Source organism: Pseudomonas sp. R1-6 (assembly GCF_051132115.1).
GTDB lineage: Bacteria > Pseudomonadota > Gammaproteobacteria > Pseudomonadales > Pseudomonadaceae > Aquipseudomonas.
Window position 1 is genome coordinate 71,858 of record NZ_CP071662.1, and the last position, 22,608, is coordinate 94,465.

At 61.6% G+C, this 22,608-nt stretch carries 19 protein-coding genes; 12 read left to right on the forward strand and 7 right to left on the reverse strand.

The annotated features are described in order from the left end of the window. Positions 1-6: 6 nt before the first annotated feature. The 5 genes from J3P81_RS00280 to aspA all read right to left on the reverse strand — a co-directional run bounded on the left by J3P81_RS00280 (position 7) and on the right by aspA (position 7,047). A complete protein-coding gene (locus J3P81_RS00280) occupies positions 7-1,038 on the reverse strand; it encodes a histone deacetylase family protein (RefSeq protein WP_434561576.1) in 1,032 nt (343 codons plus the stop codon). A 332-nt stretch (positions 1,039-1,370) separates the two neighbouring features. Next, positions 1,371-2,363, reverse strand: a complete 993-nt coding sequence (locus tag J3P81_RS00285; protein ID WP_420766119.1) for an AraC family transcriptional regulator — start codon at positions 2,361-2,363, stop codon at positions 1,371-1,373. Between the two features lie 182 nt (positions 2,364-2,545). After that, positions 2,546-3,550 (reverse strand): asparaginase, encoded by a 1,005-nt coding sequence (locus J3P81_RS00290; protein WP_434561578.1) that lies wholly within the window; start codon positions 3,548-3,550, stop codon positions 2,546-2,548. Positions 3,551-3,682: 132 nt separating this feature from the next. Next, a complete protein-coding gene (locus tag J3P81_RS00295; protein WP_420767104.1) occupies positions 3,683-5,134 on the reverse strand; it encodes an alanine/glycine:cation symporter family protein in 1,452 nt (483 codons plus the stop codon). Positions 5,135-5,622: 488 nt separating this feature from the next. Beyond that, on the reverse strand, positions 5,623-7,047 hold the full coding sequence (aspA, locus tag J3P81_RS00300) for an aspartate ammonia-lyase (protein WP_030139110.1): 1,425 nt from the start codon (positions 7,045-7,047) through the stop codon (positions 5,623-5,625). 182 nt (positions 7,048-7,229) lie between these two features. Between aspA and J3P81_RS00305 the strand changes: the two genes are divergently transcribed. From J3P81_RS00305 to J3P81_RS00325, 5 genes are all read left to right on the forward strand, one after another. Beyond that, the gene (locus J3P81_RS00305; RefSeq protein ID WP_420767105.1) at positions 7,230-8,147 is read left to right on the forward strand and encodes a LysR substrate-binding domain-containing protein; all 918 of its coding nucleotides are present in this window, start codon (positions 7,230-7,232) and stop codon (positions 8,145-8,147) included. A gap of 332 nt (positions 8,148-8,479) precedes the next feature. Further along, on the forward strand, positions 8,480-8,971 hold the full coding sequence (gene purE, locus J3P81_RS00310) for a 5-(carboxyamino)imidazole ribonucleotide mutase (RefSeq protein WP_420767106.1): 492 nt from the start codon (positions 8,480-8,482) through the stop codon (positions 8,969-8,971). A gap of 12 nt (positions 8,972-8,983) precedes the next feature. Continuing rightward, positions 8,984-10,069: a 5-(carboxyamino)imidazole ribonucleotide synthase gene (locus J3P81_RS00315; RefSeq protein WP_420767107.1), complete on the forward strand. Its 1,086-nt coding sequence runs from the start codon at positions 8,984-8,986 to the stop codon at positions 10,067-10,069. 102 nt (positions 10,070-10,171) lie between these two features. Further along, a complete protein-coding gene (locus tag J3P81_RS00320; RefSeq protein WP_186611365.1) occupies positions 10,172-10,417 on the forward strand; it encodes a GlsB/YeaQ/YmgE family stress response membrane protein in 246 nt (81 codons plus the stop codon). An 86-nt stretch (positions 10,418-10,503) separates the two neighbouring features. Further along, positions 10,504-11,040: a DUF3299 domain-containing protein gene (locus J3P81_RS00325; protein WP_082112055.1), complete on the forward strand. Its 537-nt coding sequence runs from the start codon at positions 10,504-10,506 to the stop codon at positions 11,038-11,040. A 133-nt stretch (positions 11,041-11,173) separates the two neighbouring features. Here the strand turns inward: J3P81_RS00325 and J3P81_RS00330 are convergent, their stop codons facing one another. Together J3P81_RS00330 and J3P81_RS00335 are read right to left on the reverse strand one after the other, a co-directional pair. Continuing rightward, positions 11,174-12,073 (reverse strand): D-hexose-6-phosphate mutarotase, encoded by a 900-nt coding sequence (locus J3P81_RS00330; RefSeq protein ID WP_434561580.1) that lies wholly within the window; start codon positions 12,071-12,073, stop codon positions 11,174-11,176. Positions 12,074-12,130: 57 nt separating this feature from the next. Further along, positions 12,131-12,535, reverse strand: coding sequence for an acyl-CoA thioesterase (locus tag J3P81_RS00335; protein ID WP_030139126.1), 405 nt, complete (start codon positions 12,533-12,535; stop codon positions 12,131-12,133). 372 nt (positions 12,536-12,907) lie between these two features. Here J3P81_RS00335 and J3P81_RS00340 point away from each other — a divergent pair, with 372 nt between their 5' ends. From J3P81_RS00340 to J3P81_RS00370, 7 genes are all read left to right on the forward strand, one after another. Beyond that, positions 12,908-14,206, forward strand: a complete 1,299-nt coding sequence (locus tag J3P81_RS00340) for an MFS transporter (protein WP_420767109.1) — start codon at positions 12,908-12,910, stop codon at positions 14,204-14,206. Between the two features lie 165 nt (positions 14,207-14,371). Beyond that, the gene (locus J3P81_RS00345) at positions 14,372-15,370 is read left to right on the forward strand and encodes a phosphate ABC transporter substrate-binding protein PstS (RefSeq protein ID WP_053127032.1); all 999 of its coding nucleotides are present in this window, start codon (positions 14,372-14,374) and stop codon (positions 15,368-15,370) included. A gap of 406 nt (positions 15,371-15,776) precedes the next feature. Then, positions 15,777-17,810, forward strand: a complete 2,034-nt coding sequence (locus tag J3P81_RS00350) for an ABC transporter permease subunit (RefSeq protein ID WP_434564173.1) — start codon at positions 15,777-15,779, stop codon at positions 17,808-17,810. Positions 17,811-17,825: 15 nt separating this feature from the next. Then, positions 17,826-19,496, forward strand: coding sequence for a phosphate ABC transporter permease PstA (pstA, locus tag J3P81_RS00355; protein WP_420767112.1), 1,671 nt, complete (start codon positions 17,826-17,828; stop codon positions 19,494-19,496). 170 nt (positions 19,497-19,666) lie between these two features. Further along, positions 19,667-20,500: a phosphate ABC transporter ATP-binding protein PstB gene (gene pstB / locus J3P81_RS00360; RefSeq protein ID WP_420767113.1), complete on the forward strand. Its 834-nt coding sequence runs from the start codon at positions 19,667-19,669 to the stop codon at positions 20,498-20,500. A gap of 114 nt (positions 20,501-20,614) precedes the next feature. After that, positions 20,615-21,376 carry a phosphate signaling complex protein PhoU gene (gene phoU, locus J3P81_RS00365; RefSeq protein WP_030139132.1) on the forward strand — a complete coding sequence of 254 codons (762 nt, stop codon included), beginning with the start codon at positions 20,615-20,617 and terminating at the stop codon, positions 21,374-21,376. A 166-nt stretch (positions 21,377-21,542) separates the two neighbouring features. Then, complete coding sequence (locus J3P81_RS00370; protein WP_420767114.1) at positions 21,543-22,466, forward strand: response regulator; 924 nt, start codon at positions 21,543-21,545, stop codon at positions 22,464-22,466. Positions 22,467-22,608: the final 142 nt, after the last annotated feature.

Consider the following 22,608-nt stretch of genomic DNA (forward strand, 5'->3'; position numbering starts at 1 on the left):
TGTTCCTCATTGGGCGCTTTGGAAACCTTCAAGAACGTTCACGGCATTGATGCCGATTTCTGCCACCGCGTAGCCGCCTTCCATCACGAACAGCGTCGGCTTGCCGAGCGCCGCGATGCGTTTGCCCATCGCCAGGTAGTCCGGGCTGTCGAGCTTGAATTGCGAGATGGGGTCGTCCTTGAACGTGTCCACGCCCAGGGACACGACGATGACGTCGGCGTCGTAGCGATGGACTTCGCCGCAGGCTTGTACCAGCGCGGCGCTCCAGGTTTCCCAACCCGAGCCCGCCGGCAAAGGGTAGTTGAAGTTAAAGCCCGCGCCGGCACCTTCGCCGCGCTCATCTTCGTAGCCCAGAAAGAATGGGAACTCGGCCTCCGGGTGGCCGTGGATCGACGCGAACAGCACGTCGCTGCGCTCGTAGAAAATCGATTGGGTGCCGTTGCCGTGGTGGTAGTCCACGTCGAGGATCGCAACCTTTTTGTGCCCCTGGTCAAGAAAGGCCTGTGCTGCGATGGCGGCATTGTTGAGGTAGCAATAACCACCCATCAAGTCGCTTGCAGCGTGGTGTCCCGGTGGGCGACACAACGCGAAGGCGCTACGGGCGCCACGCTGGATGTCGGCCTGGGCGGTGAGGGCGACCTGGGCTGCGCTGTACGCCGCTTGCCAGGTACCGGCGGTAATCGGCGCTCCTCCATCAAAGCTGTAATAGCCGAGCTGGCCGTGCAGGCTGGTCGGGATCACCGAGCGCAAGGTGCGGGCCGGCCAGGTGTAGGGCAGCAGGTCACCGTCGCGATTGAACTCGGTCCAACGCTCCCAGGCGCCCTTGAAAAATTCCAGGTACGCCGGGCTGTGGACACGCTGGATCGGCGCGAGGCCGAAGTCCTTCGGCGCCTCCACCGGCCCCAACGCCCGAGCCTTGACCCGCTCCAACACATGGTCGGCCCGGGACGGCATTTCGAAACAGGGCATCAACTGCCCATCCAGTAATTCGCAGCGTCCGTGGTGCAGGTGGTGATCGTCTGAGTAGATCGTCAGCATTCTTGTTCTCCGCAGGGCTGATTCGTTGGAACACAGTCTTGCGGCGCGAAGCGTTTCGGAGAACGGCAGGAGAGGCCAAAAGGGGATCGAAATGGCCAAAAGGTTTGACCGTAAATCGCCCCTTGTTGGCGCGGGTGTGAGCCGATTCGGGGCGTGGACGGGTTCGCAGTTTCACAACCCGTGGCGAGGGAGCTTGCTCCCGCTGGGGGGCGAAGCCGCCCCAACCGATCCAACGCGCTTCTATAGTTAATCCGCGTCAGCCGGTTTGCGACGGCTACGCCGCCGAGCGGGAGCAAGCTCCCTCGCCACGGGGATCGTGTTGAAGCCAACTTTCACGCCCTGAACCGACTCGGCGCCACGCCGCTCCAGCGCACGAAGGCATGGCGAAAGCTCGCTGTTTCACTAAAGCCAAGCAGTTCGGCGATCCGGTAGATCGGCAGCTGATCCTCGCAGAGCATCTGCTTGGCCCGCTCGAAGCGCAGTTCATCGAGCAGTTCTTGATAGCTGCAACCCAGGTCCTTGAGGTGCCGGCGCAGGGTGCGCGCCGAGCAGTTCATTTGCTCGGCCAGGCCTTCCAGGCCCGGGGCGGCGTCCAGTTGCGCGCCGAGCAGTTGGCGGATTCGTCCCAGCCAGGCTTGGCGGCCGGTGAATTCCGTGTTTTGCCGCCGGCAACGTTCGGCCATGGCTTGATGGGTGATGGGGTCGGCCAGCGGCAAGGGTTGTTCCAGCCAGTGGCGATCGAAGGCGAAGGCGTTGTCGAAGCTGTCGAAGCGCACCGGGCAGTCGAACAGGTAGGCATAGCGCGCCTGGTAGTCCGGCGCGGAGTGTTCGAAGCGCGCCGCGCGCAAGGGCAGCGGGTGACCGAGCAGGTCGTTGCAGATCACCTTCAGCGACACCATGCAGAACTCGGCGTTGAACACCGCCAGGGCCGGGTTCTCCCGGTAGTCGCCGGCGCTGAGCCAGATGTGCTCGCCGTCGTCCTCCAAGGCCAGCTCGAAGAGTGTTCCCAACAGCGCCGGGTAGCGCAACGCCAGGCGCAAAGCGTCACCTAAGGTGGCACTCGTGAGCAGGGCGTATCCCAGCATGCCGTAGGAAGAAACGTGCATGTTGCGCCCCAATTCCAAGCCAATGTCGCGCTTGAGGGCCACGGCGTTGGCACAGACCTGCATCTCTTGGTTGGTGGTGATGCGCGTGTCGGCCCGGCTCAAGTCCGCCGTGCTGATGCCGCTGCCGGCCAGCAATGCATCACTGGGCAGGCCATCGTGCTTGAAGGCATCGAGTACCAGAGAGACGGCGTTGAGGGTGGTGAGGTGGGAATGCAACATGGTCCGTTTCCAGCCTGGGGAGACGGGAGACGGAGCAAGTTGTATGCCGGCCCAGGACCGCAAAGCGGCCACTAAACCTTGTGGGAGCGAGCTTGCTCGCGATGACGGTGTGTCAGTCGAGGCAGACGTCGACTGGCTGCCGCTATCGCGAGCAAGCTCGCTCCCACAGGGTTAACAGAGCGTCAGATCAACTCACCACACAGATCCAGCTCAACCAACCGGCGAACCTCATCCACCGGCAACCCCGCGCCAATCAATGCCTGCAACTTGCCGAACGCCGCCTCGCGGGTCATGCCGCCGCCGGACAGCACGCCAACGCCGCGCAAACGGCTGCCGGCTTCGTACACGTCCAGCTCGACGCCGCCTTCATGGCACTGCGTCACCGCCACGACCACCACGCCGCTGTCCCGCGCCCGTGCCAGGCTGGTGAGGAACGCCGGGTTGTCGCTCGGCCCGGTGCCGCTGCCGTAGCACTCCAGCACCAGGCCCTGGATGCCGCTGCCCAGCAGGCCATCGATGATCTCGGCACCGATGCCGGGAAACAGCGGCAGCGCCGCGACATTCGCCAAGTGTTTGGGCTGGTTGTAATTCAGCTGGGTTGGCAGGGAAGCCGCCTTGATGCCCCCGCCCTGACGTTCCAGACGCTTGAACGGATGACGGCCGAAGCTGCGCACTTTCGCGCAACGGGTCGGCGCCAGCAGTTCACCGTGGAAATAAAGGTGTACGCCCGGCGCCAGGCCTTGGCCCAGGGCGACCAGCGCGCCGCTGAGGTTTTCCCAGGCATCGCTGTCGGTCACGCCGGCGGGCAGCATCGAACCGGTGAAGCAGACCCGCGCATGCAGGCCCAGCAACTGGAAGCTCATCGCGGCGGCGCTGTAGGCCAGCGTGTCGGTGCCGTGGAGGATCAGCACGCTGTCGCAGCCTTGCACATCCACGGCATCGACCACCGCTTCGCGCAGTTGCTGCCAGTACGCTGGCGTCATGTTGGCGCTGTCGATCAGCGGCGCCATTTCCCGGAAGCGCCACTGGGGCACGACCAGTTCGGGTTGGCTGTGCAGGTAGTCGCGCATCCGCGCTTCGAAGCCGGATGCCGGGGCGAGGCCGTTGGCGCTGGCTTGCATGCCGATGGTGCCGCCGGTGTAGAGCACCATGACGTGCTGGGCGGCAGGATAGGTCGAGGCATTCATGGGAAGTTCTCCGAGGACGAAAACAGCAGCTTCACTCGCTGCCGCAACATAAGGTCGAGCATGACGCCGACCTTATGTTGTGTCACGCCGGACGCAGGGGATGCGCCCGGTTTTTTTCCAATAGACCGTTGATCAGCGTTGCGCTGCAGCCAGGCTTGCCGGAGCGTTGCCGGAATCGGCGGCAGGCGCCGACGGGCTCGCTGGCCAGGCTTTGCGGTCCAGGTCCAGGTCAGGGAACTTGCTCGAATCGAAGACAGGCACCTTGATGCCGGCCGAGCGTTGGTCGTCGTAGTCGCGCAGGATGCGCATGCCGACTTTGAACAGCAGGAACAGCGCGATCAGGTTCACGAACGCCAGCAGGGTCATGGTGATGTCGGCGAACGCGAACACGGTGCCCAGGTTCTCGATGGCGCCCCAGAAAATCAGTGCCAGGACCAGGGTGCGATACGCCATCAGCGCCTTGCGGTTTTCACCCAGCATGAAGCGCAGGTTGTTTTCGCCCAGGTAGTAGTTGTAGAGGATCGAGGTGAAGACGAACAACGACAGGGCCACGGAGATGAAGACCCGACCCCAGTCACCGACCACGGCCGCCAGGGAGTTCTGGGTCAGGGCAATGCCGTCGCCTTCGAAGCCTGGAGTGTAGAAGCCCGACAACAGGATCAGCAGCGCGGTGCAGGTGCAGATCACGAAGGTATCCAGGAACACGCTGAACGCCTGGACCACGCCTTGGGCGACCGGGTGCTCGACGGACGCAACGGCCGCGACGTTAGGCGCGCTGCCCAGGCCGGCTTCGTTGGCGAATACGCCACGCTTGACGCCCATGACAATGGCGCTGCCAATCAGGCCACCGAAAGCCTGGTCCAGGCCAAAGGCGCTCCTGACGATAGTCGCCAGCATGCCCGGCACGTGTTCGAACTGCAGCACGATCACGTAGAGGGTCACGGCGATATACGCCAGGGTCTTGACCGGTACCAGCAGGTCGGCCACTTTGGCGATACGCTTGATCCCGCCGATGAACACCAGGCCCAGCAATACCGCCAGGCCCAGGCCGGTGTAGGTGGTGTCGAGGCCAAAGGCGTTGTTCAACGAGTGAGTCACGGCGTGGGCTTGCAGGCCGTTGAAGGCGAAGCCAAAGGTGATCAGCAGCAGGAATGCCATGATCATGCCCAACCAGCGCTTCTGCAGGCCGTGCTGGATGTAATAGGACGGGCCGCCACGGTACTGGCCTTCGGAGTCGCAGCGCTTGTAGAGCTGGCCGAGGGAGCATTCGAAGAAGCTGCTGGACATGCCGACCAGCGCGGTCACCCACATCCAGAACACCGCACCCGGACCACCGAGGGTCACGGCAATGCCGACACCGGCGATGTTGCCCGCGCCGACGCGGCCGGCCAGGCTGAGCATCAAGGCCTGGAACGAACTGAGCTGGTCGGTGCTGCTTTTCAGGCTGTCACGGAACACCGCGAACATATGAAAGAAATGACGGAACTGGACGAAACGCGAGCGGATCGTGAAGTAGCCACCGAGCCCGACAATGAGCGCGATCAGCACTTTCCCTGAGAGGAAGTCGTTGATGACTTCGAGCATGAGTATTCCTCGCTGTTTTTTGTTAAAAGCAAATGCTGGCCATTTGGAAACATCGTGTTACATCCGTCGGCACGCGGCTCGACAGAGGGGGCGATGTTTCGTCCCGGTCCACTTCGCGGGTTTGTTATTAGTTCGGTTTTCGCATGTTTCGAGGCCTCGTTGACGACGACCACCCATGCGAAGAGGGGCGGCACTATACCTATCAGTGCGACGCCCGTCTGCACAGTTGTGGTGCATACGACGAAACGAACCCTTTTATCTCCTGGCCTTTCGGTCAGGTTCCTGAAGGAGCAAGCCGGTTCGCGATGGCTGGCGACGCGGGGTACAACGGCAGCGCGTCGTTGTTTGTCGCGAGCAGGCTTGTTCCTACAAATTTCGCTGGCGCCTCAGTTGACGGTTAAAAAAAAGGGCTTGGGGTACGAGTCCCCAAGCCCTCAAAAGGTGAGAGGTGTCTAGTCCCTCGACCTGGTGAGCGGTGGTGGCGTCGATCAAGCCTTGAGCGGGACCAGACGCGGAGCAATCATGTTTTCCGGGCGCAGGATGTCGTCGAGCATGGCGTCGTCGAGCAAGCCTTCTTCGCGCACCAGCTCCAGCACGCCGCGGCCGCTTTCCAGGGCAACACGGGCGATGCGGGTGGCGTTTTCATAGCCGATGTACGGGTTCAGGGCGGTGACCAGGCCGATCGAGTGCTCGACCAGCTCGCGGCAGCGCGCTTCGTTGGCGGTGATGCCGACGATGCAGTGCTCGCGCAGCATGTCCATGGCCCGTTGCAGCAGGCGGATCGAGTCGAAGATCTTGAAGGCGATCAGCGGCTCCATCACGTTCAGTTGCAGTTGGCCGCCTTCGGCCGCCATGGTCAGGGCCAGGTCGTTGCCGATGATCTGGAATGCCACTTGGTTGACCGCTTCCGGAATCACCGGATTGACCTTGCCCGGCATGATCGAGCTGCCTGGCTGGCGGGCCGGCAGGTTGATTTCGTTGATGCCGGTGCGTGGACCGCTGGACAGCAGGCGCAGGTCGTTACAGATCTTCGAGAGCTTGACCGCGGTGCGCTTGAGCATGCCGGAGAACAGCACGAAGGCGCCCATGTCGGAGGTGGCTTCGATCAGGTCGGCGGCCGGCACCAGCGGCTGGCCGCTGATGGTTGCCAGGCGCTGTACGGCCAGGGCCTGATAGCGTGGGTCGGCATTGATGCCGGTGCCGATGGCGGTGCCGCCCAGGTTCACCTCGGTCAGCAACTCGGGCGCCAGGGTCTTCAGGCGCGCCAGGTCTTCGCTCAGGGTGGTGGCGAAGGCACGGAATTCCTGGCCGAGGGTCATCGGCACGGCGTCTTGCAGTTGGGTGCGGCCCATTTTCAAGACGTGGCTGAATTCCTCGCCCTTGGCGGCAAACGCCTGGATCAGGCTGTCGAGGCTGGCCAGCAACGCGTCGTGGCCCAGCAGCAGACCCAGGCGGATCGCGGTCGGGTAGGCGTCGTTGGTGGACTGCGCCATGTTCACGTCGTTGTTGGGGTGCAGGTACTGGTATTCGCCCTTCTGGTGACCCATGGCCTCCAGCGCGATGTTGGCGATGACTTCGTTTGCATTCATGTTGGTCGACGTGCCGGCGCCGCCCTGGATCATGTCCACCACGAATTCTTCGTGGAAATCTCCGCGGATCAACCGTGCACAAGCTTCGCTGATCGCGGCGTGCTTGGCTTCGCTGAGCTGGCCCAACTCACGGTTGGCGTCAGCGGCGGCTTGCTTGACCATTGCCAGACCGACCACCAGTTTAGGGTAATGCGAGATCGGGACACCGGAGAGACGAAAGTTGTTGATCGCTCGTAGGGTCTGGATGCCGTAATACGCTTGCGCCGGTACTTCGAGTACGCCAAGCAGGTCTTTTTCTGTGCGGAATGATGCAGCGGAGGACATGATGGAAATCATCTCAATAAGGACCCGGTCAGAGCCGGAACGCTGTGAATCCTAGGCTTTCAGAAAAATTTGGGCCAATGCTGTTAAACACTGGCCTATGCATATTCGGCATAATGCCCGTGTGACGCCGACAGTGCGGCGAGCGTGTGACCTGTTTTGGTGCGTCCCTCGGGAGGACGGTAATGAATCTAGAAAGCAAATGGCTCGAGGACTTCAGTGCCTTGGCCGCGACGCGCAGCTTTTCCCAGGCGGCCGAACGCCGCTTCGTGACGCAACCGGCCTTCAGCCGACGGATCCGCAGCCTTGAAGCGGCGCTGGGGCTGACGCTGGTCAACCGCTCGCGCACGCCGATCGAATTGACGGCGGCGGGGCAGTTGTTTCTGGTGACGGCGCGCACGGTGGTCGAGCAGTTAGGCGAAGTGCTGCGGCATCTGCATCATCTCGAAGGCGGGCAGGGAGAAGTCATCCAGGTGGCGGCGGCCCACTCCCTGGCGCTGGGCTTCTTTCCCCGTTGGATCGCTCAACTGCGTAACGAAGGCATGAACATCGCCACGCGGCTGGTCGCCACGAACGTCGGCGATGCCGTGCACGCCTTGCGCGAGGGCGGTTGTGACTTGATGCTGGCTTTTTATGACCCCGATTCAGCCATGCAGATGGATCCAGAGATTTTCCCTTCGTTGCACTTGGGCCAGACCGAGATGTTGCCGGTGTGCGCGGCCGATCCACACGCAAGGCCGTTGTTCGACCTCGAAGGCGAAGCCAGCGTGCCGCTGTTGGCCTACAGCGCGGGGGCATTTCTCGGGCGTTCGGTGAACCAATTGCTGCGCCAGCGTGCGCTGCGCTTTACCACGGTGTACGAGACGGCCATGGCCGACAGCCTGAAAAGCATGGCCCTGGAAGGGCTGGGCATCGCCTGGGTGCCTCACCTGAGCGTGCGCAACGAACTGGCCCGGGGCGAGCTGGTGATCTGCGGCGGGGCGCAATGGCATGTCCCGCTGGAGATCCGCCTGTACCGCTGCGCCCTGGTGCGCAAGGCCAATGTGCGGTTGCTGTGGCGCAAGCTCGAGGGTGGGGTGGTGCAGGGTGTCACGGGATCTTGATAGCACTGCAAACCCTGTGGGAGCGAGCCTGCTCGCGATGGCGGACTTGCAGGCAATACTTGCTCGACTGATACACCGCTATCGCGAGCAGGCTCGCTCCCACACAGGGATTTGCAGTGCTGCAAGATTGACTTCTAAGTCAATAAAACCACCGCTTCAGCACAAAAGGCAGATGGTCGGCGAAAGTGCGTTTAATCCTTCGTTTTCGGTATACTGCCCGGCCTTCGGTCGGTTCATCCGGCCATCATTCGTACAACAAGCCACGCCGGTTTCCTGCGTGGCTTGTTGTTTTTTGACGCGCCCCAGGGCGCCCAGAGAGAAGAGGCACGACGATGAGTGCACTGGTTGGCGTGATCATGGGCTCCAAGTCCGATTGGTCCACCCTTAGCCACACCGCCGATATGCTGGAAAAGCTCGGCATCCCTTACGAGGTGAAAGTGGTGTCTGCCCACCGTACCCCGGACCTGCTGTTCCAGTACGCCGAAGAAGCCGACGCGCGTGGCATCGAAGTGATCATCGCCGGCGCCGGTGGTGCGGCCCACTTGCCAGGCATGTGCGCGGCCAAGACTCATTTGCCAGTACTGGGCGTGCCGGTGCAGTCCTCGATGCTCTCGGGTGTCGATTCGTTGCTATCGATCGTGCAGATGCCGGCCGGCATTCCGGTCGCTACCCTGGCCATCGGCAAGGCCGGCGCGATCAATGCCGCCCTGCTGTCGGCGAGTATCCTGGGCGCCAAGCATCCCCAATTTCATACCGTGCTGAAAAAATTCCGCGCTGAGCAGACAGACAGCGTCCTGGACAATCCGGACCCACGCATTGCCTGAGGTTGTTGAAGAATGAAGATCGGTGTAATCGGTGGCGGCCAGTTGGGTCGCATGTTGGCCCTGGCGGGTACGCCGCTGGGGATGAACTTCGCTTTCCTGGACCCGGCGCCGGACGCCTGTGCCGCTGCCTTGGGTGAACACCTGCGGGCCGATTATGGCGACCAGGATCACTTGCGCCAATTGGCCGATGAGGTCGACCTGGTGACCTTCGAGTTCGAAAGCGTCCCGGCTGAAACCGTGGCCTTCCTGTCCCAGTTCGTCCCGGTCTACCCGAGCGCCGAAGCCCTGCGTATCGCCCGCGACCGTTGGTTCGAAAAGAACATGTTCAAGGACCTGGGCATCCCGACGCCGGCCTTTGCCGACATCCAGTCCCAGGCTGACCTGGAAGCCGCGGTCGCTTCAATCGGCCTGCCGGCCGTGCTCAAAACCCGTACCCTGGGTTACGACGGCAAGGGCCAGAAAGTCCTGCGCAACCCTGAAGATGTCGCCGGCACCTTTGCCGAGCTGGGCAGCGTCGGCTGCCTGCTGGAAGGTTTCGTGCCGTTCACCGGTGAAGTCTCGCTCATCGCCGTGCGTGCCCGCGACGGTGAAATCCGCTTCTACCCGCTGGTGCACAACACCCACAAGGACGGTATTCTCAAGCTGTCCGTCGCCAGCACCGACCATCCACTGCAAGCCCTGGCCGAAGACTACTCCAGCCGCGTGCTCAAGCAGCTTGACTACGTTGGTGTAATGGCGTTCGAGTTCTTCGAAGTGGACGGCGGCCTCAAGGCCAACGAAATCGCCCCGCGTGTCCACAATTCCGGGCACTGGACCACTGAAGGCGCCGAGTGCAGCCAGTTCGAAAACCACCTGCGGGCGGTCGCTGGGTTGCCGCTGGGGTCGACCGCCAAGGTCGGTGAAAGCGCGATGCTGAATTTCATCGGCAAAGTGCCGGACACCGAAAAAGTCCTGGCAATCGCCGACTGCCACCTGCATCACTATGGCAAGGCTTTCAAAGTGGGGCGCAAGGTTGGCCACGCCAACCTGCGTTGCGCCGACCGTGCCACGCTGGCCCAGCAGATCATCAAGGTCGAAACGCTGATCGCCGAACAATAGTCTGCAACGGCGGTGGAACCATTCATCGGCTAACCTCTCTCATGGCTAAGTGCCAAAACCCGATCAGGGTTTTGGCTTAGCGTTCAATCAGAGGGAAATGCCATGGGAATCATCGGAACCATTTTAATCGGCTTGATCGTTGGCCTGCTCGCACGCTTCCTGAAGCCCGGCGATGACAGCATGGGCTGGATCATGACTATCCTGCTCGGTATCGGCGGTTCGTTGGCGGCCACTTACGGCGGCCAGGCCCTGGGCATCTATCAGGCCGGCGAAGGCGCGGGCTTCATCGGCGCCCTGGTGGGTGCCATCGTGTTGCTGGTGATCTACGGCCTGATCAAAAGAAACTGATCAAACCTGATGAAGCCCTCTCCGCGCGGCGCACGGAGAGGGCTAAACTGCCCGGCGTTTCATTCCATTCATTGCCGAGCCCTTTCATGCGCCGTCTAGTGTTGACCCTTCTTTTGCTGGGCAGTGGCCTGGCCCACGCCGCCGAGCTACCGGAAACCGACTGGCTCGAACTGATGCCCAAGTCGGACCAGAAAGCCCTCGAGGCGATGCCCGAGATCGATCACGACTCCCCCGAAGCCAGTGGCACCTTCACTGAAAAAGGTGGCTTGAAGCAAAGCAAAGGCTTGCCGGCGGTGATGTACTCGACCAAGACCGTGGCGTCGATGAATGACAAGCACCTGCGCATTGGCGGCTATCCGGTTCCTTTGGAGACCGACGCCAAAGGCCGCAGCACGTTGTTTTTCCTGGTGCCTTACCCGGGCGCCTGCATCCACGTTCCCCCGCCGCCGCCCAATCAATTGGTACTGGTGCGCTATCCCAAGGGCGTGAAGCTCGACGACATCTATACGCCGCTGTGGGTCACCGGCACCCTGAAGATCGAGAAGGTCGACAACGACCTGGCGAGCGCGGCGTATGCGCTGGATGCGGAGAAGGTGAGGGTGGTGCAGGAGGCGGATTTGTGACCGGCCGGTTGACCTGACACAGTTCCAATTGTGGGAGCGAGCTTGCTCGCGATGGCGATGCGTCAGTCGACGCAGGTGTTGACTGTCAATCCGCTATCGCGAGCAAGCTCGCTCCCACAGTAGCCTTGCGGTGTCAGAGCGGCTTGCTGCAAATACTCACGCCAAGGGTATGGCTGGCGTCCGGCAACAACGTCACCGCATCATCCATCACGTTGGCCGTCTCGATGCAAAGCATGCGCTGCCAGCCATCGTCGGCCATGTCGCTGAAGGCCTTGGCGCGCTCGGTCCAGGGGTTCCAGATCACCGCCGAGCGTGATCCGCTAGCGGTCAGTTCTATGCGTCGATTCCAATGGGGGTCGACGATGCTCAGTGTCGGTGGGGTATCGAGATAGATACGGTCGGTTTCACCGACGAAGCGCAGGTCGCCCGCCTGGGTGTGTGTATTCCAGTCGTCCAGCGTCTCGATGTAGTCCAGGCCGTCGACCCCGTCGACCTGTACGTTGCGCACATCGCTGACCGCGAAATAGCTGTGCAGCGCCTGGCTGAGGCTGACGGTCTCGCTGCCTCGGTTATGGCTGGTGAGGCGGATATGCAGTTGCTCATCCATCACGATGGTCAGCGTCAGGTCGACCTGATGGGGCCACCCAGGCAGGCCGTTTTCCGGGTAGGGCAGCACGAATTCGATGTTCAGGCGCTCGCCCACGGCCTCGATGCCTTTCAATTCCCAATCCATCGCTCGCACCAGGCCGTGGGCCGTGGCCGGTTCATTGCTGACGCGCATGGCCTGGATGCTGTCGGGGTTGCGGGTCAGGTTGCCGAACCAGGGCCAGCACACCGGCACACCGGCGCGGATGCTCTTGCCCGCCTTGAACGTAGCCTGGTCATTGAGCCAGATCAGCGGCGGCTGGCCATCCACCTGATAGCTGAGGATATGCGCGCCTTGCTGGGCCACCAGCAACTCGGCCTGACCGTGGCGGATGCGCCAACCGTTCAGTTCATCCAGTTTGACGGCTTCGACATTGGGCGTAGGCATGGGACGCATCTCGTTCAGGAACATGGACTGCAATGGACCGCAAAACGGCCCCCGCGTTTAACGGGCGCGTGGTGGAACCGAGCGAGTGCGGCCACTGCCGTCGATGGCGACGAAGACGAACACCGCTTCGGTGACCTTGCGCCATTCGCTGGACAACGGATCATCGCTCCACACCTCGACCATCATCTGGATCGAGCTGCGGCCGATCTCTAACGCCTGGGTATAGAAGGACAACTGCGCACCCACCGCCACCGGTACCAGGAACGCCATGCGATCAATCGCAACGGTCGCCACGCGGCCGCCCGCCACCTTGCTGGCCATCGCAGTGCCCGCCAGGTCCATCTGGGACACCAGCCAGCCGCCGAAAATGTCGCCGAAGCCGTTGGTATCACGGGGAAGCGCGGTGATTTGCAGGGCCAGGTCGCCTTGCGGGATTGGATCTTCTTGTTCGAGCTCTATCATGCCGGGGGTGCCTCTGACCCGTAACTCTGTCTTGTCTTTCAGGTGAATAGCCGTCTTTGTAAAAAACGATTCAGCCCGAACTGCCACGTTCGTCACGTTTTTCGTAAAGGCGCGCCAAAGGGAAACTCTGCGAAACCGGCTGATCTTGTACTACATCACCAACGGCGTTTTCGCACAGCAACCCCTTACAGAGTGTCGCAAGGTTGCGAGTATATCGGGCGATAGACGTCGAGACGACCACTGGGTTCTGATTTTGACTGTCAATTACGCGCCTCTATGTGCTTTTTCGAACAATTTGCTATCGTGCCGAACCTGCCCGGGCTCTCATCAGTGTTGTCGGGCCGAGAACCGACTATAAGAGAAACCCTTGCCATGACCACTGCGCCTTCGAGCACGGCGACGCCCGCACAACCCGCCCGTCCGCTGACCCGTAACGACTACAAGACCCTGTCGCTTTCTGCCCTGGGCGGCGCGCTGGAGTTCTACGATTTCATTATTTTCGTGTTCTTCGCCACCGTGGTCGGCAAGCTGTTCTTCCCTGCTGAAATGCCCGAATGGCTGCGCCTGATGCAAACGTTTGGCATTTTTGCCGCCGGATATCTGGCCAGGCCGCTGGGCGGGATCATCATGGCTCACTTCGGCGACCTGCTGGGGCGCAAGAAAATGTTCACCCTGAGCATTTTCATGATGGCCGTGCCGACCCTGATCATGGGTTTGTTGCCGACCTACGCGCAGATCGGCATGTGGGCGCCGATTCTCTTGTTGCTGATGCGCGTGATCCAGGGGGCGGCGATCGGTGGCGAGGTACCGGGGGCCTGGGTATTCGTTTCCGAGCACGTGCCGGCGCGCCACATCGGCTACGCCTGCGGCACCCTGACCTGCGGCCTGACGGCGGGGATTCTGTTGGGTTCGTTGGTCGCCACCGCCATCAATAGCATTTATACGCCGGTGGAAGTGGCGGATTACGCTTGGCGAATCCCGTTCCTGCTGGGCGGCGTGTTCGGCCTGTTTTCGGTGTACCTGCGTCGCTGGCTGCACGAAACCCCGGTGTTTGCCGAACTGCAATTGCGCAAGGCCTTGGCCGAAGAAGTGCCGTTGCGCGCCGTGCTGCGCGACCATCGTGGAGCCATTGTCATTTCCATGCTGTTGACTTGGCTGCTGTCGGCCGGCGTCATCGTAGTCATCCTGATGACCCCGACGGTGTTGCAGACGGTGCACCACTTCAGCCCGACCACGGCGTTGCAGGCCAATAGCCTGGCAATCGTATTCCTGAGTTTCGGTTGCATTGGCGCCGGTGTATTGGCCGACCGCTTTGGTGCCGGCCGGGTGTTCGTGTTTGGCAGCGGTTTGTTGTTGATCACGTTCTGGACCTTCTATCACAGCCTGTTCACTCACCCTGAGTGGCTGTTCCCGCTCTACGCCTTGAGTGGCTTGCTGGTGGGCACCATCGGCGCAGTGCCCTACGTCATGGTCAATGCCTTCCCGGCCGTGGTGCGCTTCAGTGGGCTATCGTTTTCCTACAACCTGGCCTACGCAATCTTCGGCGGTTTGACGCCAATGATCGTGACCCTGCTGTTGAAAGAAAGCCCGATGGGGCCGGCGTATTACGTCGCGATCATCTGCGGCATCGGGATGGTGATCGGTGGGTATCTTTGGAAGAAAGGCCGCTAAGCGGCGCCGAACAGCCCTGTGGCGAGGGAATGAATCCCTTCGCCACAACATCCTGCAAACCTCAATGCTGGCCTTTCATCCAATTGTCATATTTCAGCCATAGAGTGTTCACACGGCTTCCCAATACTTGGCCGACTTAACACACCTATCTGCTAGGAGTAAGGCATGAAACTGAAGCGTTTGATGGCGGCAATGACCTTTGTCGCTGCTGGCGTTGCGACTGCCAACGCGGTTGCCGCTGTTGACCCTGCGATCCCGAGCTACACCAAGACCACTGGTGTGTCGGGCAACCTGTCCAGCGTCGGCTCCGATACCCTGGCCAACCTGATGACCTTGTGGGCCGAGAACTACAAGAAAGAATACCCGAACGTAAACATCCAGATTCAGGCCGCCGGTTCCTCCACCGCGCCACCCGCACTCACCGAAGGCACCGCCAACCTGGGCCCGATGAGCCGCAAGATGAAAGACAACGAGCTGCAGGCCTTCGAACAGAAGTACGGCTACAAGCCAACCGCTATCCCGGTTGCCGTGGACGCCCTGGCCGTGTTCGTGCACAAGGACAACCCGATCAAGCACCTGACCATGGCCCAGGTCGATGCGATCTTCTCCTCGACTCGCCTGTGCGGCGCCAAGGCTGACGTCAAGACCTGGGGCGACCTGGGCGTGACCGGCGACCTGGCCAACAAGCCAGTCCAGCTGTTCGGTCGCAACTCGGTGTCCGGCACCTACGGCTACTTCAAGGAAGAAGCCCTGTGCAAGGGCGACTACAAGCCAAACGTCAACGAGCAGCCGGGTTCGGCTTCGGTTGTGCAGTCGATCAGCAGCTCGCTTAACGGCATCGGCTACTCGGGTATCGGCTACAAGACCGCCAGCGTGAAAACCGTTGCCCTGGCCAAGAAAGAAGGCGGCGAATTCATCGAAGACACCGAAGAAAACGCCCTGAACGGCAAATACCCGTTGTCGCGTTTCCTCTACGTCTACGTCAACAAGGCGCCGAACAAGCCTCTGGCCCCGCTGGAAGCCGAGTTCGTGAAGCTGATCCTGTCCAAGCAAGGCCAGGAAGTCGTGGTCAAGGACGGCTACATCCCGGTTCCAGCCAAAGTTGCCGCCAAGGCACTGGCTGACCTGGGCCTGCAGGAAGGCGGCAACGTCGCCAAGCAGTAACACCTGAGCCCGGGCCAACGCCCGGGCTGCGGTGGGAGTGCAGACCACTGCCACCGCCCAATTTTCCCATCCGCTGCCGCTTCTAGCTGGCGGCGGATTTGTTGCGTCACTTCACTGTCATCTTTCTGTCATACAGGATCGCTAGGGTGTGCGCATGAATGATCTGGCCAACTCCACAATGACTACGACTTCCCCCCCCAAGCGCATTGACTTCAATACGCCTGAGCTGCAACGCAAGCGCCGCATTCGTGCGCTCAAGGATCGCCTGACCCGCTGGTACGTGCTGGTGGGCGGCCTCGCCGTCCTGGCGGCCATTACCCTGATTTTCTTTTTCCTCGCCTACGTGGTGCTGCCCCTGTTCCAGGGCGCGGACCTGACCGCCAAGGATTCGATCACCCCAGCCTGGATGCAAGACGCCGGCAAGCCGCTGATGATCGCCATCGAAGAGCAGAACCAAGTGGCCATGCGGGTCTCCGACAAGGGCCAGGCGCTGTTCTACAACCTCGACAGCGGTGCCGAACTGCGCCGCGTCGACCTGCCGGTTCCGGCCGGCGTCAGTGTGACGTCCATTGGTGAAGACCAGCCCGGCAGCCCATTGGTGGCGATCGGCCTGTCCAACGGCCAGGCCCTGGTGTTCCGCCACACTTATAAAGTCAGTTACCCCGATGGCAAGAAAACCATTTCGCCCGCGATCGAATACCCGTACGGCGAGGCGCCGATCGCGCTGAACGAGCAGGGCGCGGCTTTGGAACACGTCAGCCTCAACGCCACCGATTCGACGCTGCTGCTGGCCGGCTCCAGTGGCGCGCAGCTGTATGTGCTGTCGCTGACCAGCGAAGAAAACATGATGACCGGCGAAATCACCAGCGAGCAGACGCGTATCGACCTGCCGCATATGACCGAGCCGGTGAAGAACATTTTCGTCGACCCGCGCCAGCAGTGGTTGTACGTGGTCAACGGTCGCGCCCAGGCCGACGTGTTCAGCCTGCGGGAAAAGAGCCTGAACGGTCGCTACAAGCTGCTGGAGAACGCCGATGCCCAAGTCACGGCGGCCGCCCAGTTGGTAGGGGGAATTTCGCTGATCATCGGCGACTCCAAGGGTGGCCTGGCCCAGTGGTTCATGGCTCGCGATCCGGACGGTGAATCGCGCTTCAAACAGATTCGTACTTTCCAGATGGGCAGCGCGCCTATCGTCGAGATCAGCGCCGAGGAACGCCGCAAGGGTTTCGTGGCCCTCGACACCGCCGGCAAGCTCGGCGTGTTCCACAGCACCGCCCACCGCACCTTGCTGGTGGACCAGGTAGTCGACGGCCAAGGTCTGTTCGGCATGTCCCCACGGGCCAACCGCCTGATCGTGGAGCAGGGCGGCAAGCTGCAACCGTTGATGCTGGATAACCCACACCCGGAAGTGTCCTGGAGTGCGTTGTGGAGCAAGGTCTGGTACGAAAACTACGACGAACCCAAATACGTCTGGCAATCGACCGCCGCCAACACCGACTTCGAACCCAAGCTGAGCCTTTCGCCGCTGACCTTCGGCACCTTGAAGGCCGCGTTCTACGCGATGCTGCTGGCCGCGCCGCTGGCGGTTGCCGCCGCGATCTACACTGCCTACTTCATGGCGCCGGGCATGCGCCGCAAGGTCAAACCGGTGATCGAGCTGATGGAAGCGATGCCGACGGTGATCCTCGGCTTCTTCGCCGGCCTGTTTCTGGCGCCGTACGTCGAAGGGCACCTGCCGGGCATCTTCAGCCTGCTGATGTTGCTGCCGATCGGCATCCTCGTCGCCGGCTTCGTCTTCAGCCGCCTGCCGGAATCCATTCGCCTGCGGGTGCCGGATGGCTGGGAAAGCGCGCTGTTGATCCCTGTGATCCTGTTCGTGGGTTGGCTCTCGCTGTACATGAGCCCGTACCTTGAAGCCTGGTTCTTCGGCGGCGACATGCGCATGTGGATTTCCCATGACCTGGGCATCACCTACGACCAGCGCAACGCCTTGGTGGTGGGCCTGGCGATGGGCTTCGCTGTCATCCCGAACATCTACTCGATTGCCGAAGACGCCGTGTTCAGCGTGCCGCGCGGCCTGACCCTGGGCTCTCTGGCCCTCGGCGCCACGCCGTGGCAGACCATGACTCGCGTGGTGATCCTCACCGCCAGCCCGGGCATCTTTTCGGCGCTGATGATCGGCATGGGTCGCGCGGTGGGCGAGACCATGATCGTGCTGATGGCCACCGGTAACACGCCGGTCATGGAGATGAACCTGTTCGAAGGCCTGCGCACCCTGGCGGCCAACGTGGCGGTTGAAATGCCTGAGTCCGAAGTCGGGGGCAGCCATTACCGCGTGCTGTTCCTGTCGGCCTTGGTGCTGCTGTTGTTCACCTTCGTCATGAACACCCTCGCCGAGCTGATCCGTCAGCGTCTGCGCAAGAAATATTCGTCGCTTTAAGAAAGGTAGAAGTCTGTGAAACAGAACTCCCTGAAAGGATGGTTCAAGAGCGGCGCCCCTGGCGTCTGGATCAGCGGTGGCGCGGTGTCCATCGCGGTCATCATGACCATTGGCCTGCTGGCGGTGATTGCCGTGCGCGGCCTCGGCCACTTCTGGCCGGCGGACCTGATCCACGCCAATTACAACGTGCCGGGCATGCCTGCGCACCTGGTGGTAGGCGAAGTCGTACAGAAAGAAGAAGTGCCTCGCGAGCGCCTGAAAAGTGCTGGCCTGCCGGTGCCGGACGAAGGCCCTGAGTTCATGACCCGTGAATTGGTCAAGGTCGGCAACCGTGACCTCAACGGCACCGACTTCACCTGGATCGTCGGCGACTGGCTGACCAACCAGACCACACCACCGGAGCTGATGGCCCTTGAACGCCGCGAGTGGGGCAATTTCTACGGCTACCTGGTCAACGTCAAGGAACAAGGCAAGGTCATCGCCGAGGGCGAAGCGGCGTGGCCGCAGTTGCAGGCGCGTATCGAGCGGGTCAACCAACTGGCCGACGAGCTCAAGACCCTGGAAAAAACCGACATCGGCGCGATCAACGCTGGCCTGGAGCGCATCCGCCTGCACGGTCGCAAGCTGGAGCTGGACGGCAAGCTCGACGCCGCCGCCCAGGCCGATCTGGAAAGCGAACGCGCCGAACTCAACGCTCGCTACAAGGACATCGAGGCGCGCCTGGCCGACCTGCATGGCCAGTTCAATCGCGACAGCCTGACGGCCCGCGATGCCAACGGCAAGGAAGTGGAAATCGAAATCGGCAAAGTGGTGCATGCCTACCAGCCAAACGGCATGGGCACGCTCACCAAGCTGGGTTTCTATTTCAGCAAGGTCTGGGAATTCCTCAGCGACGATCCGCGTGAAGCCAACACCGAAGGCGGTATCTTCCCGGCGATTTTCGGCACCGTGATGATGACCCTCATCATGGCAATGATCGTGACGCCGTTCGGCGTGCTGGCGGCGGTTTACCTGCGTGAATACGCGCGCCAGGGGACGATGACCCGTCTGATCCGCATTGCGGTGAACAACCTCGCCGGTGTCCCGGCCATCGTCTACGGCGTGTTCGGCCTGGGCTTCTTCGTCTACGTGCTGGGCGGTTCGGTTGACCGACTGTTCTTCCCCGAAGCCTTGCCGGCGCCGACTTTCGGTACCCCAGGCCTGCTCTGGGCATCGTTGACCCTGGCGTTGCTGGCGGTGCCGGTGGTAATCGTCGCCACCGAAGAAGGTCTTGCAAGGATTCCACGTACCGTGCGCGAAGGCTCTTTGGCCCTCGGCGCGACCAAGGCCGAGACCCTGTGGAAAATCGTCCTGCCGATGGCGAGCCCGGCGATGATGACCGGCATGATCCTCGCGGTGGCCCGTGCCGCTGGCGAAGTTGCGCCGTTGATGTTGGTGGGTGTGGTGAAACTGGCGCCGTCGCTGCCGCTGGATGGCAACTACCCGTACCTGCACCTGGACCAGAAGATCATGCACCTGGGCTTCCATATCTATGACGTCGGCTTCCAGAGCCCGAACGTCGAGGCAGCCCGCCCGCTGGTCTACGCCACGGCGCTGCTGTTGGTGCTGGTGATCGCGATCCTGAACCTGTCGGCGGTGTGGATCCGTAACCACCTGCGCGAAAAGTACAAAGCACTGGATAGTTGATTACACGTTGATTTCCTGTGGGAGCGAGCCTGCTCGCGATGGCATCACCTCGGTTCTAAAATCAGACCGAGTCGCCTGAATCGCGAGCAGGCTCGCTCCCACCCATACACAGATTGGCCTGGCCACTCATTGGCCAACCGAACCGAATTTGTTAGCACAGGGAGCCTCCCATGCAACACGAAGCACACACACACGGCATCAACATGTCGGCCCTGGGCCGCGACAAGCAGAGCTTGAACCTGGCTCAGGAAACCGTCGCCATCGAAGTGCCCGGCCTGAACCTGTTCTACGGCCAGAAGCAGGCGTTGTACGACGTCAGCCTGAACATCCCGAAACAGCGCGTCACCGCGTTCATCGGCCCGTCGGGCTGCGGCAAGTCGACCTTGCTGCGCACCTTCAACCGCATGAACGACCTGGTGGACGGTTGCCGCGTCGAAGGCGAGATCAACCTCTACGGCAACAACATCTACCGCAAGGGCGAAGACGTGGCCGAGCTGCGCCGCCGCGTTGGCATGGTGTTCCAGAAGCCCAACCCGTTCCCGAAAACCATCTACGAGAACGTGGTCTACGGCCTGCGCATCCAGGGCATCAACAAGAAGCGGGTCCTCGACGAAGCCGTGGAATGGGCCCTCAAGGGCGCGGCGCTGTGGGACGAGGTCAAGGATCGCCTGCACGACTCGGCCCTGGGCCTGTCCGGCGGTCAGCAGCAACGTCTGGTCATCGCCCGCACCATCGCGGTGGAGCCGGAAGTCCTGCTGCTCGACGAACCTTGCTCGGCACTGGACCCGATCTCGACACTGAAGGTCGAGGAGCTGATCTACGAGCTCAAGTCCAAGTTCACCATCGTCATCGTGACCCACAACATGCAGCAGGCGGCGCGTGTGTCCGACTACACCGCGTTCATGTACATGGGCAAGCTGGTGGAGTTCGGTGACACCGATACCTTGTTTACCAATCCGGCCATGAAGCAGACCGAGGACTACATCACAGGTCGCTATGGCTAGCCCTAGAGCCGCAAGCGTCAAGCTGCAAGCGGCAAGTAAAAAGCGATCCGAGTAACGACACACATCAGCTTGCAGCTTGAAGCTTGCAGCTCACAGCTTTTGCGGAGCAAAACCATGATTTCGAAGGAAGGCCTCACTCATCACATTTCCGCGCAATTCAACGCCGAGCTTGAAGAGGTGCGCAGCCACCTGCTGGCGATGGGCGGGCTGGTGGAAAAGCAGGTCAACGACGCGGTGACCGCGCTGATCGAGGCTGATTCCGGCCTGGCCCAGCAGGTGCGCGAGATCGATGACCAGATCAACCAGATGGAACGCAACATCGACGAAGAGTGCCTGCGCATCCTTGCCCGTCGCCAGCCGGCCGCTTCCGACCTGCGCCTGATCATCAGCATCTCCAAGTCGGTGATCGACCTTGAGCGGATCGGCGACGAAGCCACCAAGATCGCCCGTCGTGCCATCCAATTGTGCGAAGAAGGCGAAGCCCCGCGCGGTTACGTCGAGGTTCGGCACATTGGCGACCAGGTGCGCAACATGGTCCGCGACGCGCTGGACGCCTTTGCCCGTTTCGACGCCGACCTGGCGCTGTCGGTGGCGCAGTACGACAAGATCATCGACCGCGAATACAAGACCGCCCTTCGTGAACTGGCGACCTACATGATGGAAGACCCACGCTCTATCTCGCGGGTGTTGAGCATCATCTGGGTGCTGCGTTCCCTGGAGCGTATCGGCGATCATGCGCGCAACATCTCCGAATTGGTCATCTACCTGGTGCGTGGCACCGATGTGCGCCACATGGGGCTCAAGCGGATGAAGGAAGAAGTGGAGGGCACCCCGTCCGAAACCGCTAATGTTCCCGGTGAAACTGACGATAAGTAAGATTGCCAAGAAAAGCGCCCGGCCTTCTGGTCGGGCTTTTTTTTGCGCTTTTTTTAGTCGAAAGCAGCACCCCGCGAACGAAAAGTCCCGGCGTGACTGAAGCTTTTTGGCAATATGCCATCAGTAAGGCGGTATGCTTGCCGGGATTTTTTAGAGGTGTATCTGGATGAGTAAGGTCAGTGTGTTGGTCGTGGACGATGCTTCGTTCATTCGTGACTTGGTGAAGAAGTGCCTGCGCAACTACTTCCCAGGTATCCGCATCGAAGATGCGGTGAACGGCAAGAAAGCCCAGGCCCTGCTGGCCCGTGAAGCGTTCGACCTGGTGCTGTGCGACTGGGAAATGCCGGAGATGTCCGGCCTGGAACTGTTGACCTGGTGCCGCCAGCAGGACAACCTCAAAGGCATGCCCTTCGTGATGGTGACCAGCCGTGGCGACAAGGAGAACGTGGTCCAGGCCATCCAGGCCGGCGTATCTGGCTACGTCAGCAAGCCTTTCACCAATGAACAGCTGCTGACCAAGGTCAAACAGGCCCTGAACAAGGTCGGTAAGCTCGACACCCTCATGAACAGCGCGCCGACCAAGATGAACTCGGCGTTTGGCAATGACTCCCTCAGCGCCCTGACCGGTGGCAAGCCCCCGACGGCGGCTGTTGCGTCGGCCCCCGCCGCCCCTGTGCCCGCCCCAGCTGCTCCAGCCCGTGGTTTGCTCAACAGCCCGCCGGTCAAGGCACCGGCCGCCACCACTTCGCCGACCAACCGTGGCCAAGGCCAGTTGCGCCTGTCCAGCGGCACCCAGCAATGCGTGATCAAGGCCCTGAGCCTCAAGGAAGCGCTGCTGGTGGTCAAGCGCACCGATACGCTGCCGCAAGTGCTGGAAAGCTCGGTACTGGATATGGAACAGGGCGACAACGCCGAGACCGCTCGTCTGAACGGCTACCTGCACGCCATCGTCGCCCATGAGCAGACGCCCGACAGCGAATGGTTGCAACTGACCTTCCGCTTCGTCGACAAAGACCCGCAGAAACTCGACTACATCTCCCGCCTGATCGCCCGCGGCACCGCCCAGAAGCACTTCGTACCGGGCGCCTGATACGGCGGCGCCCCTCAGTCCGCTTTCGTCGGATCGCCGCCCGGAGCAAGCTCGCTCCCACACTGATCTGTGTTTGTCACAAAATTTGTGTCCGCAGCAGATCCCTTGTGGGAGCGAGCCTGCTCGCGAAGAGGCCATCAGC